This window comes from Variovorax sucrosi (genome assembly GCF_051216635.1).
Lineage (GTDB): Bacteria > Pseudomonadota > Gammaproteobacteria > Burkholderiales > Burkholderiaceae_C > Variovorax.
In genome coordinates this window covers 437,270-450,142 of sequence record NZ_JBPJZU010000003.1, presented here as the reverse complement: position 1 = coordinate 450,142, position 12,873 = coordinate 437,270, and the positions used below count along the sequence as shown (strand labels likewise).

The 12,873-nt window shown below is 67.7% G+C and carries 13 protein-coding genes and 1 pseudogene; 4 read left to right on the top strand and 10 right to left on the bottom strand.

All coding sequences use genetic code 11. The features are described 5' to 3' along the window. Positions 1–37 precede the first annotated feature (37 nt). On the bottom strand, positions 38–664 hold the full coding sequence (locus ACSFBE_RS08285; protein WP_435489898.1) for a LysE family translocator: 627 nt from the start codon (positions 662–664) through the stop codon (positions 38–40). Positions 665–769: 105 nt separating this feature from the next. Here ACSFBE_RS08285 and ACSFBE_RS08280 point away from each other — a divergent pair, with 105 nt between their 5' ends. Then, positions 770–1,228 carry an Lrp/AsnC family transcriptional regulator gene (locus ACSFBE_RS08280; protein ID WP_435489897.1) on the top strand — a complete coding sequence of 153 codons (459 nt, stop codon included), beginning with the start codon at positions 770–772 and terminating at the stop codon, positions 1,226–1,228. Positions 1,229–1,267: 39 nt separating this feature from the next. Here the strand turns inward: ACSFBE_RS08280 and ACSFBE_RS08275 are convergent, their stop codons facing one another. Next, entirely contained in the window at positions 1,268–2,341 is a 1,074-nt protein-coding gene (locus tag ACSFBE_RS08275) for a purine-nucleoside phosphorylase (protein ID WP_435489896.1), read from the bottom strand. Between the two features lie 184 nt (positions 2,342–2,525). Here ACSFBE_RS08275 and ACSFBE_RS08270 point away from each other — a divergent pair. Continuing rightward, positions 2,526–3,035 (top strand): annotated as a pseudogene (locus ACSFBE_RS08270) (DNA topoisomerase IB); the annotation flags it as partial. Here the strand turns inward: ACSFBE_RS08270 and ACSFBE_RS08265 are convergent. The 6 genes from ACSFBE_RS08265 to yaaA form a co-directional block, all read right to left on the bottom strand. After that, positions 2,981–3,664, bottom strand: a complete 684-nt coding sequence (locus ACSFBE_RS08265) for a hypothetical protein (RefSeq protein WP_435489895.1) — start codon at positions 3,662–3,664, stop codon at positions 2,981–2,983. The pseudogene ACSFBE_RS08270 and the gene ACSFBE_RS08265 sit on opposite strands and share 55 nt — an antisense overlap. Continuing rightward, positions 3,661–4,029, bottom strand: a complete 369-nt coding sequence (locus ACSFBE_RS08260; RefSeq protein WP_435489894.1) for a response regulator — start codon at positions 4,027–4,029, stop codon at positions 3,661–3,663. Before ACSFBE_RS08260 ends, ACSFBE_RS08265 begins: the two co-directional genes overlap by 4 nt. A 69-nt stretch (positions 4,030–4,098) precedes the next feature. Continuing rightward, positions 4,099–4,956 carry an NADPH-dependent 7-cyano-7-deazaguanine reductase QueF gene (gene queF, locus ACSFBE_RS08255; protein ID WP_435489893.1) on the bottom strand — a complete coding sequence of 286 codons (858 nt, stop codon included), beginning with the start codon at positions 4,954–4,956 and terminating at the stop codon, positions 4,099–4,101. Positions 4,957–4,965: 9 nt separating this feature from the next. After that, on the bottom strand, positions 4,966–5,865 hold the full coding sequence (locus ACSFBE_RS08250; protein WP_435489892.1) for an alpha/beta fold hydrolase: 900 nt from the start codon (positions 5,863–5,865) through the stop codon (positions 4,966–4,968). 10 nt (positions 5,866–5,875) lie between these two features. Continuing rightward, positions 5,876–6,724: a 2OG-Fe(II) oxygenase gene (locus tag ACSFBE_RS08245; RefSeq protein WP_435489891.1), complete on the bottom strand. Its 849-nt coding sequence runs from the start codon at positions 6,722–6,724 to the stop codon at positions 5,876–5,878. Continuing rightward, positions 6,721–7,506, bottom strand: a complete 786-nt coding sequence (yaaA, locus tag ACSFBE_RS08240) for a peroxide stress protein YaaA (RefSeq protein ID WP_435489890.1) — start codon at positions 7,504–7,506, stop codon at positions 6,721–6,723. The genes ACSFBE_RS08245 and yaaA overlap by 4 nt, the downstream gene beginning before the upstream one ends. 119 nt (positions 7,507–7,625) lie before the next feature. Between yaaA and ACSFBE_RS08235 the strand changes: the two genes are divergently transcribed. Then, on the top strand, positions 7,626–10,514 hold the full coding sequence (locus tag ACSFBE_RS08235; protein WP_435489889.1) for a valine--tRNA ligase: 2,889 nt from the start codon (positions 7,626–7,628) through the stop codon (positions 10,512–10,514). A 56-nt stretch (positions 10,515–10,570) separates the two neighbouring features. Further along, on the top strand, positions 10,571–11,458 hold the full coding sequence (gene galU / locus ACSFBE_RS08230; RefSeq protein WP_435489888.1) for a UTP--glucose-1-phosphate uridylyltransferase GalU: 888 nt from the start codon (positions 10,571–10,573) through the stop codon (positions 11,456–11,458). Here the strand turns inward: galU and ACSFBE_RS08225 are convergent. After that, entirely contained in the window at positions 11,439–12,557 is a 1,119-nt protein-coding gene (locus tag ACSFBE_RS08225; protein ID WP_435489887.1) for an SGNH/GDSL hydrolase family protein, read from the bottom strand. The two genes, galU and ACSFBE_RS08225, sit on opposite strands and share 20 nt — an antisense overlap. 67 nt (positions 12,558–12,624) lie before the next feature. After that, the gene (locus ACSFBE_RS08220) at positions 12,625–12,852 is read right to left on the bottom strand and encodes a sulfurtransferase TusA family protein (RefSeq protein WP_435489886.1); all 228 of its coding nucleotides are present in this window, start codon (positions 12,850–12,852) and stop codon (positions 12,625–12,627) included. Between the last annotated feature and the right edge of the window lie 21 nt (positions 12,853–12,873).

Sequence of the window (12,873 nt, the reverse complement as noted above, 5' to 3'; positions counted from 1 at the left end):
AAGTACTTCACAAGAGATCGCTCGTTGCGTACATTTTTCAGCGTCCTAGGACGCCTCCCCACTGCCAGAGGGCAAATCCGGCCAGGAACACGCCCGACAGGTGGTTGATCCTCTTTCTCCACGTCGTGTCGAACCGGTGGCGCCAGTGACCGACACCGAACGACAGGGTGAGCCACCAGGCCGAGGAGCCGATCAGGACACCCGCGATCATCGGAATGGCGGACAGCGCCTGCGTGCCTGTGCCGGCCATCGATGCGAACACGGCAATGAACGACAGGATGGTGGCCGGGTTGGAGAGCGTCAGCACGAAGGTGCCCACGAAGCAGCGCACCAGGTCCGCGCGAGACGGCAAGGGCGCAGCATCCGAAGCGAGCGGCTGGCTGAAGATGCGCCATGCCATCCACAACAGCATCGCACCGCCCACCCACGCCAGCCACACGCGCGCGCCCACCAGCCAGCCGATGACCTGGGTGATCCCGAAGGCGCCGATGGCGCCGTAGATCGCGTCGGCAAACGCTGCGCCCAGGCCGGTGGCCAGACCGGCGGCCATGCCCTGGTCCAGCGTGCGCTTGATGGTCAGCAAGCCGATCGGGCCAACCGGTGCGGCAATCAGGAGCCCCACCGCCAGCGCCTTGAAGAAGAGAGTCAGTGCATCCGTGTCCATGAGACAGATGCTAGGTTTCCGCTTGGGTTTGCCGAATACCGGAATTCAGGTAAACGGGCAGATTCACGGGAAATAATCAGAGTAAATCGGCCCTCAAGGAGAAAAATGAAACCGGCCCCAGCTCTCGATGACAAAGCGTGGCGCCTGATCCAGGCCCTGCAGGCCGACGGCCGTCAATCGCTCAAGGTGCTGGCCCAGGCAGCGGGTCTTTCACTGCCCGCGACTGCCGAGCGGCTCAAGCGCCTGGAGGAAGCTGGCGTGATCGGTGGCGTGCATGCCGAGGTGCCTCCGGCAGCGGTGGGCTATGCGGTGCGGGCGATCATCGGCATCAACGTGTCGCAACCGGGCAAGAAGAAGCTCATCCACAAGCTCACGACGATGCCGGAAGTGCTGGAGTGCCACCACGTGAGCGGTGCCGACTCCTACCTGATGACCGTCGTCGCCATCGATCTACCGCACCTGGAAGCGCTGATCGCGTCGATCAACGTGTACGGGGAAACGCGCACGTCCATCGTTTTCTCGACACCGGTGCCGCGCCGCGGCGTGGCCAGACCCGCTCGGTAGCGGCAACACACGTCGGTCGGCATGCGCTCGAAGCGGCGCTCAGGGCTTGGGCGCACCGCCCTGCCATTGCGGCCAGTTCGCCACGATGTGGTCGACCACCCGGGTGCCCACGAGCGCGATGTTTTCCACCGTCTCGGCAAAGCCGCCCGCGGTCTCGCCCGGTGCCGGGTCCAGGTGCTGCAGCGTGGTTTCCTTGGGGCTGCCCTGGTCGAAGTTCACCGCGCCGCGCAGGCTCATCACGCGGTCGGTGCCGTGGCTGCGCTTGATCACGAGGGTGATGGCGGCGGCTTCCATCTCGGTGATGACGTAGTCGTCGGCACCGTACAACTTGGCGATGTACTGCGCCTGCTTCGACATGCCGGGGCCGTGGAAGAAGGTGTCGCCGGTCATGTGGGTGCCGGTGCCGACGAAGGGTGCACGGCGGGCCGCGGCGTCGGCGTAGCGCAGGCGGTATTGGCGGGCCGACTCCGAATCCTTGAGCGGCGTGTCGGCCGAGAGCTTCATCGCCCAGCCCACGAGGTCGGGGTTGAGCCTGAAGCGGCGGTAGTCCTCGTAGCCCTTGCGCGGCATGAAGGTGGGCTCGCCGGCCTTGTTTTCTTCGGGCGCCCAGCGATGGCCAAGGTCGTAGTCCACCAGCCAGGTGGCCCAGCTCACCTCGCCAATGGTGCCGCGCGAAGGCGGCGTGCCGGCCACGCCGGAGATCACGTAGTAGGCCTGCGAGAAATCGAGTTGCGGGTTCAGCAGGATGGCCTGCATCGACGACGACGCGTTGACCTTGCCCATGCCGAGCACCGCGCCGCACACGCCGTCGGTGTTGCAGTACACCGGCTGCAGCGCGCCGGGCACGGCCATCGGCTTGGCGCCCTTCCAGTAGCGCTCGTACCAGTGCTGGAACTCGCCGGCGCGGTCGCCGGTGTTCTGGCCGATCTCGAACATGGCGGCGACGAAGACCTTGACGCGGATGGGTGAGGCAACGGCTGCGGTGGCGGTGGCGGGGGCGGGGGCGGTGGCGGGCGCTGCCACCGGCGCCGGTGCGCTGGCGCAGCCGGTGGCGAGCACGACGGCCGCGCCGAGTGCGAGCCAAAAGGGGCGGAAGGAGGAAGCGAAGAACATGCGGAGCTTTCGAAAGAAGCGAATGAACGACACGAAGCGCACGGTGCGCACTCGGCGCGCTTGCGGCGTCCTACACCCGCTGCGCACCGGGCCTTGCATTGTCGATGCCTGCACTTTGCCGTCCGCCATGCCCACGAAAAAAACGCCACGCCACGCGCCCTGGCCAACGGTCTCGTCTACGTCAACCCTGTCGTCCACCGACGTGAACGACTACCTGCGCGAGGCCGCCGGCGACAACTTCACCGCCAAGGACTTCCGGACCTGGCACGGCACGGTGCAGGCGCTCGAGTTGACACGCCTGGCCTGCAGCGCCCATGCGCCCGGCGACGCGTCGCCGGTGGCGCGCTACAGCGCCAAGGAGATCATCGCGGCGGTGGCGCGGCAGCTGGGCAACACGCCGGCCGTCTGCAAGAAGGCCTATGTGCATCCCGCCGTGCTGGCGCTCGGCACCACGCTCGCGCGCGACGCGGAAACGATGGCCGAGCGGTGGCAGAAGATCGCCGGCAGTACCAAGAGCACGCGGCGCCTGTATGCGGCGGAGGCCCGGCTGCTGGCCTTCCTGAAGACGCACCGCCATCGGCTGGCGCGCGAGATGAATGCCGCCATCGGCGCCAGCGCAGCCCGGCGGCTGCCGCCGGCTCAGCCGAGCGTCAAGGGCAAGCGCACCATGTCGCGCTCGATGATGAGCGCATAGCCGAGGTCTTCGGCCAGCGACTGCAAAGCGATGGCATCGATGGCCAGCTTGCGCGGCGCGCGGTGGGCGCCGGCCACCGGATCAGCCGCGTCGGGCGAGCCGGCCACCGCACGCAGCACCAGGGCATCGTGGCCCTCGGAAGCCACCGTGATGGCGGCGACTTCGGGCGGCGTGTCGTGAAGATAGCCGAGCACGCCGAGCAACAGGTAGCGCAGCGATGCGCCCGAGGGCCAGGTCGGGGCGCTCGGGTCGGCATCGGTGGTCAGCGCTTCGTCGACCTGCAGGCGAATGCCATGGAGGTCGAAGGCTGCGCGCATCAGTCCGACGCACTGCACCACCAGATCGCGCCGGCTGATGCCTTCGTTGTCGGTGGCGAGTTCCCAGTCGCGCAGCGAGCGCACCGCGCCCACCAGTTCGACGATCTGGTGGTCGATCAACGCCACCCGCTCCTCGCAGGCGGCCGGGTCGATGGTCGGCGCAGCGACCTGGCGCTTGAGCATCAGCAGGCCCATGCGCATGACCGACACCGGTGCCGCCATGTCGTGGCGCAAGGCCGGAAGCGCGCGGGTGAGCAGTTCGTGACGCACGCCGGCGGCAATCCAGCTGCGCGCGCCGGGCGACGACTTCATGAGGCCGCGGAAGACCGGTTGCCCGCCCGCTCCAGGATGCGGTCGAGGGCATCGAAGTCGATGGGTTTCTGCAGATGGTGGTCGAACAGGCCGGCCTCGGAGGCACCGGCATCCTGCGCCGACAGGCCGGTCACGGCCACCAGCAGGGGCGGTCGGCCGCGGGCCCGCAAGCGGCGCGCCACTTCCGTCCCGGGCAGATCCGGCAGCGTGATGTCCACCAGGGCAACGTCGAAGGTTTCGCCCAGGCAGGCTTCGAGCGCCTGGGTCGCGGAATAGGTACAGCGGGCCGTATGGTCCTGCAGCGAGAGCAGTTCCTGCAGCAGGTCGGCTGCTGCTTCGTTGTCGTCGACGATCAACACGTTCACGTTCGGAGTCCCAGGCCACAAAGGTGACGAGTATCGATGTGAGCCGACGCCGAAGATGTAGGCGCAAGCCTACTGTCGTGCCGTGCGGATGTTGGAAGGCAGCGCCTGCGGCCAGCTGGCGCGCAGTGGATTGATGTCCAGTCCCCCGCGGCGGGTGTAGCGCGCATAGACGCTCAGCTGGGTCGGCTTGCAGCGCTGCCAGATGTCCCAGAACATGCGCTCGGCGCAGGGTTCGTGGAACTCGTTGTGGTTGCGGAAACTCACGATGTAGGCCAGCAGCCCGGCCTGGTCGATCGGCGCGCCCGCATAGCGGATCTGCACGCTCCCCCAGTCGGGCTGGCCGGTGACGAGGCAGTTGCTCTTGAGCAGCCGGCTGCTCAGCGTCTCCTCGACCGGCGGTTGACTGGCGTCGCTCTGCAGCAGCTCGGGCGCCGGCTGGTAGTGCGTGCATTCGATGTCGAGCCGGTCGAGGTCGAGCCCTTCGAGCTCCTGCACCTTCTCGCGCTCGAAGGCCTGCGGTGCCAGCAGCTTCACGCCGATGCCGCCGCTGCGGTCGCCGCCGCGCCAGGCGGCTTCGGCAAGGTCGGCCTTGAGCCGCTCGCGCACCGCATCGGCGTCGGCGAAGACGCTGCTGTTGAAGCTGTTGAGATAGAGCTTGAAGGACTTGCTCTCGATGATGTTGGGCGTTTCGCAGGGCACGATGAACTGCGCGATGGCGACCTGCGGCTTGCCGCGCGGGTTGAGCCAGCTCAGCTCGAACGCGGTCCAGAGATCGGCGCCGAAGAAGGGCAAGGCGCCCTCGGCGATGCCCATGGCCGCGCGCTGCGTGGCGCGGGCGATCGGAAACAGCAGGGTCGGGTCGTACTGGTCGGCATAGGCAGAGGCGCGGCCGAGCTGCGATTGTTCAGGGGTGTTGTCGAGACTCATCGGCTCTTTCTAAGCGCTGCAGCCCTTTTCTGCCGTCTTCAGGAAAGGAACCATTTGCGACAGCAGGATTTCGGTGATCTGCGGCGTGAGGTCGTGACCCATGCCGGGAATGGCACTGAAGCGCGCGCCGGGAATGCGCCGCACGGTGTCCTGCCCGCAGGCGATCGGCACCAGCGGATCGACGTCGCCATGCAGCACCAGCGTCGGGCACTGGATGCGCGCCAGCAGCTTGGCGCGGTCGGTGTCGGCAGCGACCGCGGTGATCTGGCGCATCAGGCCGCGTGGACGGTAGGCGCGTCGAAAGGCATGGGTGAGGCGCTCGCGCAGTGCAGCCTGGTCCGGGGGGTAGTAGGGGCCGGCGATCAGGCGCACCAGTCGCATGCTGTGCGCCACCAGCGAGGCTTCGTCCTGCCTCACAGGGCGCCGCATCATGAGCGCCACCACGTCGCGTCGGGGCCCGGGCAGGCCGCGCGCGCCGCTGGAGCTCATCAGGCTGACGAGGCTGGCGACGCGCTCGGGCGCGGTGGCCGCGACGCGCTGCGCGATCATGCCGCCCATCGACGCGCCGACGACATGCGCGCGACGGATGCCCAATGCATCGAGCACGCCCACGGCGTCCTCGGCCATGTCCTGCAGGGTGTAGGCCGACTGCACCGGCAGCCCGAAGCGGTGGCGCAGACCCTGCCACAGCAGGCTGCGGGTCCCGGCGTCGTCGAACTGCGTGCTCAGGCCGGCATCGCGGTTGTCGAAGCGCACCACCCGGAACCCGGCACCGACCAACCCCTTCACGAAGTTATCGGGCCAGGCGATGAGCTGCATGTTGAGGCCCATGACGAGCAGCACCACCGGGCGGCCGTCGCCTCCGGAGTCTTCGACCTCGATGTCGATGCCATTGGCCTGGACTTTCATCGGCCCTGCATCAGACGAACTCTCGCTCGCGCAGCCATTTGGTCGCGACCCATTTCTCGCCGGCCAGCACCGGCGAGCCGCCGTGCAGCGTGCGCGTGCCGGGGTCGGGCCGGTCGTAGCTGAAGAAGACCGCCGTGCCACGCTTGGGCGCCACCTCCAGACCGATGTCGGGGAAGACGGTGCCGCCGCCGCGCTCGGGCTCCTGCAGGTACATCACCAGCGTGCCGACGCGTTGCCCACCGCGGCGCAGGATGGTCGGCGTGCCGGGCTCCGCGGGGTCGAAGTAGTCGTAGTGCGGTCGGTACTGGGCGCCCGGCGAATAGCGCAGGACCTGCAGGCCTTCGCCGAAGGCGAGCGGCCAGCGCAGCAGCGTCGCGATGCGCTGCTCGATGCGGCCGACGATCTCGTTCTCGCCTCGCTCGAAGAACATGCCGTCGCTGGTGCGGTCGATGTTGAGCGTCTCGCCGCCGGTCTGGGTCTCGACGGTGAGCGAACGCGCGAGCCGCTTCGCTGCCGCCGCGACCAGCGCTTCGCATTCGTCGTCGGCGAGCAGGTCGCCGAACACCACCAGGCGCGGCTGCTTCACGGTGTGCAGCACATGCACGCGGCGGTCGCCGGCCTCCAGATAGAGCGGCGAGCCTTCAAGGTCGGGCCCCGGCATCGGCCGAAGCGGCGCGGGTGCCGCAGCGGGCAGCGATGTCGGGATGGCACCCCGCTCGAGTTCCGCCAGCGCCGCCTCGGTGGCGGCATCCTGCCACCCCGCAGCCCGCATCGACTGGCGAAGCGCCGCCACGGAATGCCCCGCGGCGAGCTGCGACACGATCCATTCCCGCAATTCGGGGGTCACCGGTTGCGTCATGCCATTCTCCTTCGAAACACCAGCCTTTCCGGCAGCGAAGCCGCTGCGTCGAAGGCATACCCTTCCAGGTCGAACTTCTCCAGCGCCTTGGGCGTGGCGGCCTTGTGCAGCACCGCCCAGCGCGCCATCAGGCCACGGGCCCGCTTCGCGTAGAAGCTGACGATCTTGTACTGGCCGCCCTTCCATTCCTGGAACACGCATTCGATCACGCGCGCCTTGAGCACGCGTGGGTCGACGGCCTTGAAGTATTCCTGCGAGGCCAGATTGATCACCACCGGCGTGCGGTCGGCAACCAGGCGCTCGTTCAGGTGCTCGGCAATGCGGCTGCCCCAGAAGGCATAGAGGTCCTTGCCGTGCGGGTTGACCAGTTGCGTTCCCATCTCCAGGCGGTAGGGCTGCAGGCGGTCGAACGGACGCAGCACGCCATACAGGCCGCTGAGGATGCAGACATGGTCCTGCGCCCATTCCAGTTGCTTGGCGTTCAGGGTCTTGGCGTCGAGCCCGCCGTAGACGTCGCCGTCGAAGGCGAGCGCGGCCTGCCGGGCGTTCTTCGCCGTGCCCTTGGGCGACCAGGCCGCATAGCGGGCGAAATTCAGCGCGGACAGCTTGTCCGACAGGTGCATGAGCTCGGCGATCTGCTGCGGCGACTTCTGGCGCATCAGCGCGATCAGGGCGGCGGCCGGGCCCTTGGCACCTTCGAACACGGGCTGGGTGGCGGGCAGGTCCTCGGGAAGGGGGCTGTCGTAGTCGAGCGACTTGGCGGGCGAGAGCAGGAAGAGCATCAAACAATTATCGCCAGCGGCGATGACCAGGGTGCGCCGGTAAAATCCAGCCTAGTAGTCAGCCCAAACGACAACCGTAACCCGACGGCACCCCGCGTGCCGTTTTTCATTGCCACGCCATGAGCGAACCCATCTCCCAGCCCGGCCTCGAGAGCCTGTCCAAATCCTTCGAACCTGCCGCCATCGAGGCGCACTGGGGGCCGGAATGGGAACTGCGCGGCTACGCCAAGGCCGGCTTCCGCGGCACCCAGCAGCCCAAGGACGGCGCCGATTCGTTCGCCATCCAGCTGCCGCCGCCGAACGTGACCGGCACGCTGCACATGGGCCATGCGTTCAACCAGACGATCATGGACAGCCTCGCGCGCTACCACCGCATGAAGGGCGACAACACGCTGTGGGTGCCGGGCACCGACCACGCCGGCATCGCCACGCAGATCGTGGTGGAACGCCAGCTGCAGGAACAGAAGATCAGCCGCCACGCCATGGGCCCGACGCCCGCCGAGGCGCGCAAGAACTTCGTCGCCAAGGTGTGGGAGTGGAAGGAGAAGTCGGGCAACACCATCACCGGCCAGATGCGCCGCATGGGCGACACGGTCGACTGGAGCCGCGAGTACTTCACGATGGACGAGGACCTGTCGGCCGTCGTCACCGACACCTTCGTCAAGCTCTACGACGAAGGCCTCATCTACCGCGGCAAGCGCCTGGGCAACTGGGACCCGGTGCTGAAGACCTCGGTGAGCGACCTGGAAGTCGAGAGCGAGGAGGAAGACGGCTCGCTCTGGCACATCGCCTACCCGCTGGAAGACGGCAGCGGCACGCTGGTCGTGGCCACCACACGCCCCGAAACCATGCTGGGCGACACGGCCGTGATGGTCCATCCGGAGGACGAGCGCTACAAGCATCTGATCGGCCAGAGCGTGAAGCTGCCGCTGGTCGACAGGCTCATCCCGATCATCGCGGACGACTACGTCGACAAGGCCTTCGGCACCGGTGTGGTGAAGGTCACGCCGGCCCACGACTACAACGACTACGCCGTCGGCCAGCGCCACCAACTCGAGATGATCGGCGTGCTCACGCTCGACGCGACCATCAACGAGAACGCGCCCGAGAAATACCGCGGCATGGACCGCTTCGTGGCGCGCAAGGCCATCGTCGCCGACCTCGACGCGCTCGGCCTGCTGGTCGAGGTGAAGAAGCACAAGCTGATGGTGCCGCGCTGCGCGCGCAGCGGCGCGGTGGTCGAGCCGATGCTGACCGACCAGTGGTACGTGGCCATGACCAAGGCCGGCGCCGACGGCAGCTCGATCGCGCAGAAGGCGATCGACGTCGTGAAGTCGGGCGAGGTGCGCTTCGTGCCCGAGAACTGGGTCAACACCTACAACCACTGGATGGAGAACATCCAGGACTGGACCATCTCGCGCCAGCTCTGGTGGGGCCACCAGATTCCGGCCTGGTACGACGGGGACGGCAAGGTGTACGTGGCGCACGACGAGGCCGAAGCCCAAGCCAAGGCACCGGGCAAGACGCTGCGCCGCGACGAGGACGTGCTCGACACCTGGTATTCGGCGGCGCTGGTGCCCTTCTCGTCCCTCGGCTGGCCCGAGAAGACCGACGACCTGGCGCGCTACCTGCCGTCGAACGTGCTGGTCACCGGCTACGACATCATCTTCTTCTGGGTGGCCCGGATGATCATGATGACCAAGCACTTCACCGGCCAGGTGCCGTTCAAGGACGTCTACATTCACGGCCTGGTGCGCGATGCGCAGGGCAAGAAGATGAGCAAGTCCGAAGGCAACGTGCTCGATCCGGTCGACCTGATCGACGGCATCGCGCTGCCCGAGCTGCTCGACAAGCGCAGTCAAGGCCTGCGCAAGCCCGAGACGGCACCGGCCGTGCGCAAGAACACGCAGAAGGAATTTCCCGAGGGCATCCCGGCCTTCGGCGCCGACGCGCTGCGCTTCACCTTCGCCTCGCTCGCCTCGCTGGGCCGCAGCATCAACTTCGACAGCAAGCGCTGCGAGGGCTACCGCAACTTCTGCAACAAGCTCTGGAATGCCACGCGCTTCGTGCTGATGAACTGCGAGGGCCAGGATTGCGGCCTGGCGGAACACACCAAGGCCGACTGCGCGCCGGGCGGCTCGGCGCATGGATACCTTCAGTTCAGCCGGGCCGACCGCTGGATCGCCTCGCGCCTGCAGCGCGTCGAGGCCGACGTCGCCAAGGGCTTCGAGGACTATCGGCTCGACAACGTCGCCACCTCGATCTACCAGTTCGCCTGGGACGAGTTCTGCGACTGGTACCTGGAGATCGCCAAGGTGCAGATCCAGACCGGCAGCGACGCACAGCAGCGCGCCACCCGCCGCACGCTGATCCGCACGCTCGAGACGCTGCTGCGTCTGGCGCATCCGGTGATCCCGTTCATCACGGAAGAACTGTGGCAGAAGGTCGCCCCCGTGGCGGGGCGCGAAGGCGCATCGATCATGGTCGCCGCCTACCCGCAGAGCCAGCCGGAGAAGATCGACGAGGCCGCCGAAGCCCACGTCGCGCGTCTGAAGGCCTTGGTCGACGCCTGCCGCACGCTGCGCGGCGAGATGAGCGTGTCGCCCGCGACGCGGCTGCCGCTCTACGCGGTGGCCGACAGCGCAGCCGACGGCGAGTTCCTGCGGGACGTGGCACCGGTGCTTCAGGCACTGGCCAAACTCAAGGAAGTGCGCGTCTTCGACGACGAAGCCAGCTGGGCCGCGGCCGCCGAGGCCGCCCCAGTGGCGGTCGTCGGCGCCGCCCGCCTGTGCCTGCACATGGAAATCGACAAGGCCGCGGAAAAAGTCCGAATCGGCAAGGAGATTGCCCGGGTCGAGGGCGAGATCACAAAGGTTAACGGCAAGCTCGGCAACGAGGCCTTCGTGGCCAAGGCGCCGCCGGCCGTGATCGCCCAGGAACGTCAACGGCTGGCGGACTTCAACGCCCTGGTGGCTCGCCTGGCGGACCAGCTTGTGCGCCTCGGCTGACACGGCCCCGCCTCGGGAACAACGTACTATTCCGTATTCACTTCCCTGCCTATCCAATGTCCAATACCACGCGCATCCGCAAAGCCGTTTTCCCCGTGGCCGGTTTCGGCACCCGTTTCCTTCCCGCCACCAAGGCGCAACCCAAGGAGATGCTGCCGGTGGTGGACAAGCCGCTGATCCAGTACGCCGTCGAGGAAGCCTACGCGGCCGGCATCCGCGACATGATCTTCGTGACCGGCCGCAACAAGCGCGCCATCGAGGACCACTACGACACCGCCTACGAGCTGGAAAGCCAGCTCGAGGCCAGCGGCAAGACCGCCCTGCTCAACATTGCCCGCTCGGTGATGCCCGATGACATGACCGTTTCCTACGTGCGCCAGCCGCGCATGCTGGGCCTGGGCCATGCGGTGCTGTGCGCCGAGCACTTGGTGGGCAACGAGCCTTTCGCCGTGCTGCTGGCGGACGACCTGATGGTCGGCCCGGTCGACGGTCAGCCGGTGATGGCCCAGATGACCGCCGCCTTCGCCCAGCTGGGCCGCTCGCTGCTGGCCGTGCAGGAAGTCCCGCTCGACCAGGTGAAGCGCTACGGCATCGTGGCCGGCGACACCATCGACGAAGGTCTGGTCAAGGTCAACAAGATGGTCGAGAAGCCCTCGCCCGAAGCGGCGCCGTCGCGCCTGGGCGTGGCCGGCCGCTACGTGCTCACGCCCGGCGTGTTCGCCGAGATCCGCAATCAGCCCAAGGGCGCCGGTGGCGAGATCCAGCTCACTGACGGCATTGCCTCGCTGATGAAGAAGGAAGCGGTCTACGCCTACGCCTACAAGGGCACCCGCTACGACTGCGGCAGCAAGGAAGGCTTCCTGCAGGCCACCGTGGAACTCGCACTGGCCCACCCCGAGGTCGGTGCGCAGTTCCGCGAATACCTCAAGACCCTGGAACTCTGAGCGCGGCGCCGAGCGAGGCATCGGCCAGCGGCAACACGAAGCGCGCCAGTTCCTCGTCGCCAATCGGCGTGATCGACAGGCCGAAGTCGGCATGGAGCCGCGCGACCAGCGACTGCGCCCACAGCGCGTTGTAGGCCAGGCCGGCGTGGTGGTCTTCCATCATGGCATGCATGGGGTCGTTGCCGGCGGTGTTCGTCACCTGCAGCCGCCCGCCGAGGGTGACGGTCCGATAGGCCGGGGCACCGGTGGCGTCGCGCGACCCCCAGCGTTCGAGCATCCAGGCCTGGTCATCGAAGAAGAGCGTGTTCGGCTGCGCCGCCGCGACCTGCCGGAGCGCACCATTGAAGCGGGCCAGTGCCGCCTCGATGTTGCCGAACTCGACCCCACTCTGCCAGCGGTCGAGGTACAGCGGATCGGACGCCTCGTTCACCACGCCCACCACCACGACCCGCGTTGCAGGATGCGATGCGTGGATCAGCCGGATGGCATCGCCGATGTGCTTCGTGCAGCCGTCGATCACCGGCTGCAGTTCCGGCGCGTTCGGATCCTTCGCCTGCACGTCCATGAACTGCGACCACTCGCCCAGCCCGGTGCGGATCACCACCACCCCCCGGCGCCAGCGCTCGGGCTCCTTGTCCATCAGCGCCACCAGCCGCGGCGCCTGCCTGAACTTGCCCTGCATCAGCTGTTCGCAGCCCATGGCCGAGAAAGCGAAGTTGTAGAGGTAGTCTTCCTTGCGGGGCGCACGGCCGACCGGCAGGTGGAGCAGGTCGAGCAGCCGGATGATCACACCGGAGCGGCCCCAGGTGACCCAGGGCCCGACGTCGATCTCCTCGCCCCGCAGGCGCGCGAGCACCTCGACCCAGCTGAAGCTGCGGTCCTGGTTGAGGCCGCCGCGCTGCCCGGACTCGACCGAGAAGTTCAGGCGGTCCTGGTAGGAATGGCTGTTCGAGTCGCCCATGACGGCGAGCGGTATCGCCGTGGGCGACACCACGCGCTCGTCGACGGCATCGGGCACGCCGTTGTCCCACAGCATCAGAGCCGCCGCGGCCGCGATGCCGAGGACGACGAAGCCGATCTGGAGGGTCATCCTCAGCATGGCACGGCCTCCGCGGCCGACGAAGCGACGGGCAGCGCGGACGGTTGCGGCGGGGGCATGGGTCGCCTCACCGGCGACGCAGGACGTGGATGTAGTCGGTGCCGACCGTCTGCTGCTCGACCAGGTCGTTGCCGGTCTGTCGCGCGAAGGCCTGGAAGTCGCGCAGCGAGCCGGCGTCGGTCGACACCACCCGCAGCAGTTGGCCGCTCTGCATCTCGTTGAGCGAGCGCTTGGCCTTGAGGATCGGCAAGGGGCAATTGAGGCCGCGCGTGTCGAGATCTTGGTGGATGTGCATGGCGTTCCTGGAATCGGCTGA

Coding starts and splice junctions, on each gene's coding strand:
- ACSFBE_RS08250 (WP_435489892.1), bottom strand. CDS start 5,865: ATGAAAGTCCAGGCCAATGGCATCGACATCGAGGTCGAAGACTCCGGA.
- yaaA (WP_435489890.1), bottom strand. CDS start 7,506: ATGCTCTTCCTGCTCTCGCCCGCCAAGTCGCTCGACTACGACAGCCCC.
- ACSFBE_RS08225 (WP_435489887.1), bottom strand. CDS start 12,557: ATGCTGAGGATGACCCTCCAGATCGGCTTCGTCGTCCTCGGCATCGCG.
- ACSFBE_RS08275 (WP_435489896.1), bottom strand. CDS start 2,341: ATGTTCTTCGCTTCCTCCTTCCGCCCCTTTTGGCTCGCACTCGGCGCG.
- queF (WP_435489893.1), bottom strand. CDS start 4,956: ATGAGTCTCGACAACACCCCTGAACAATCGCAGCTCGGCCGCGCCTCT.
- galU (WP_435489888.1), top strand. CDS start 10,571: ATGTCCAATACCACGCGCATCCGCAAAGCCGTTTTCCCCGTGGCCGGT.
- ACSFBE_RS08285 (WP_435489898.1), bottom strand. CDS start 664: ATGGACACGGATGCACTGACTCTCTTCTTCAAGGCGCTGGCGGTGGGG.
- ACSFBE_RS08245 (WP_435489891.1), bottom strand. CDS start 6,724: ATGACGCAACCGGTGACCCCCGAATTGCGGGAATGGATCGTGTCGCAG.
- ACSFBE_RS08280 (WP_435489897.1), top strand. CDS start 770: ATGAAACCGGCCCCAGCTCTCGATGACAAAGCGTGGCGCCTGATCCAG.
- ACSFBE_RS08265 (WP_435489895.1), bottom strand. CDS start 3,664: ATGAAGTCGTCGCCCGGCGCGCGCAGCTGGATTGCCGCCGGCGTGCGT.
- ACSFBE_RS08220 (WP_435489886.1), bottom strand. CDS start 12,852: ATGCACATCCACCAAGATCTCGACACGCGCGGCCTCAATTGCCCCTTG.
- ACSFBE_RS08235 (WP_435489889.1), top strand. CDS start 7,626: ATGAGCGAACCCATCTCCCAGCCCGGCCTCGAGAGCCTGTCCAAATCC.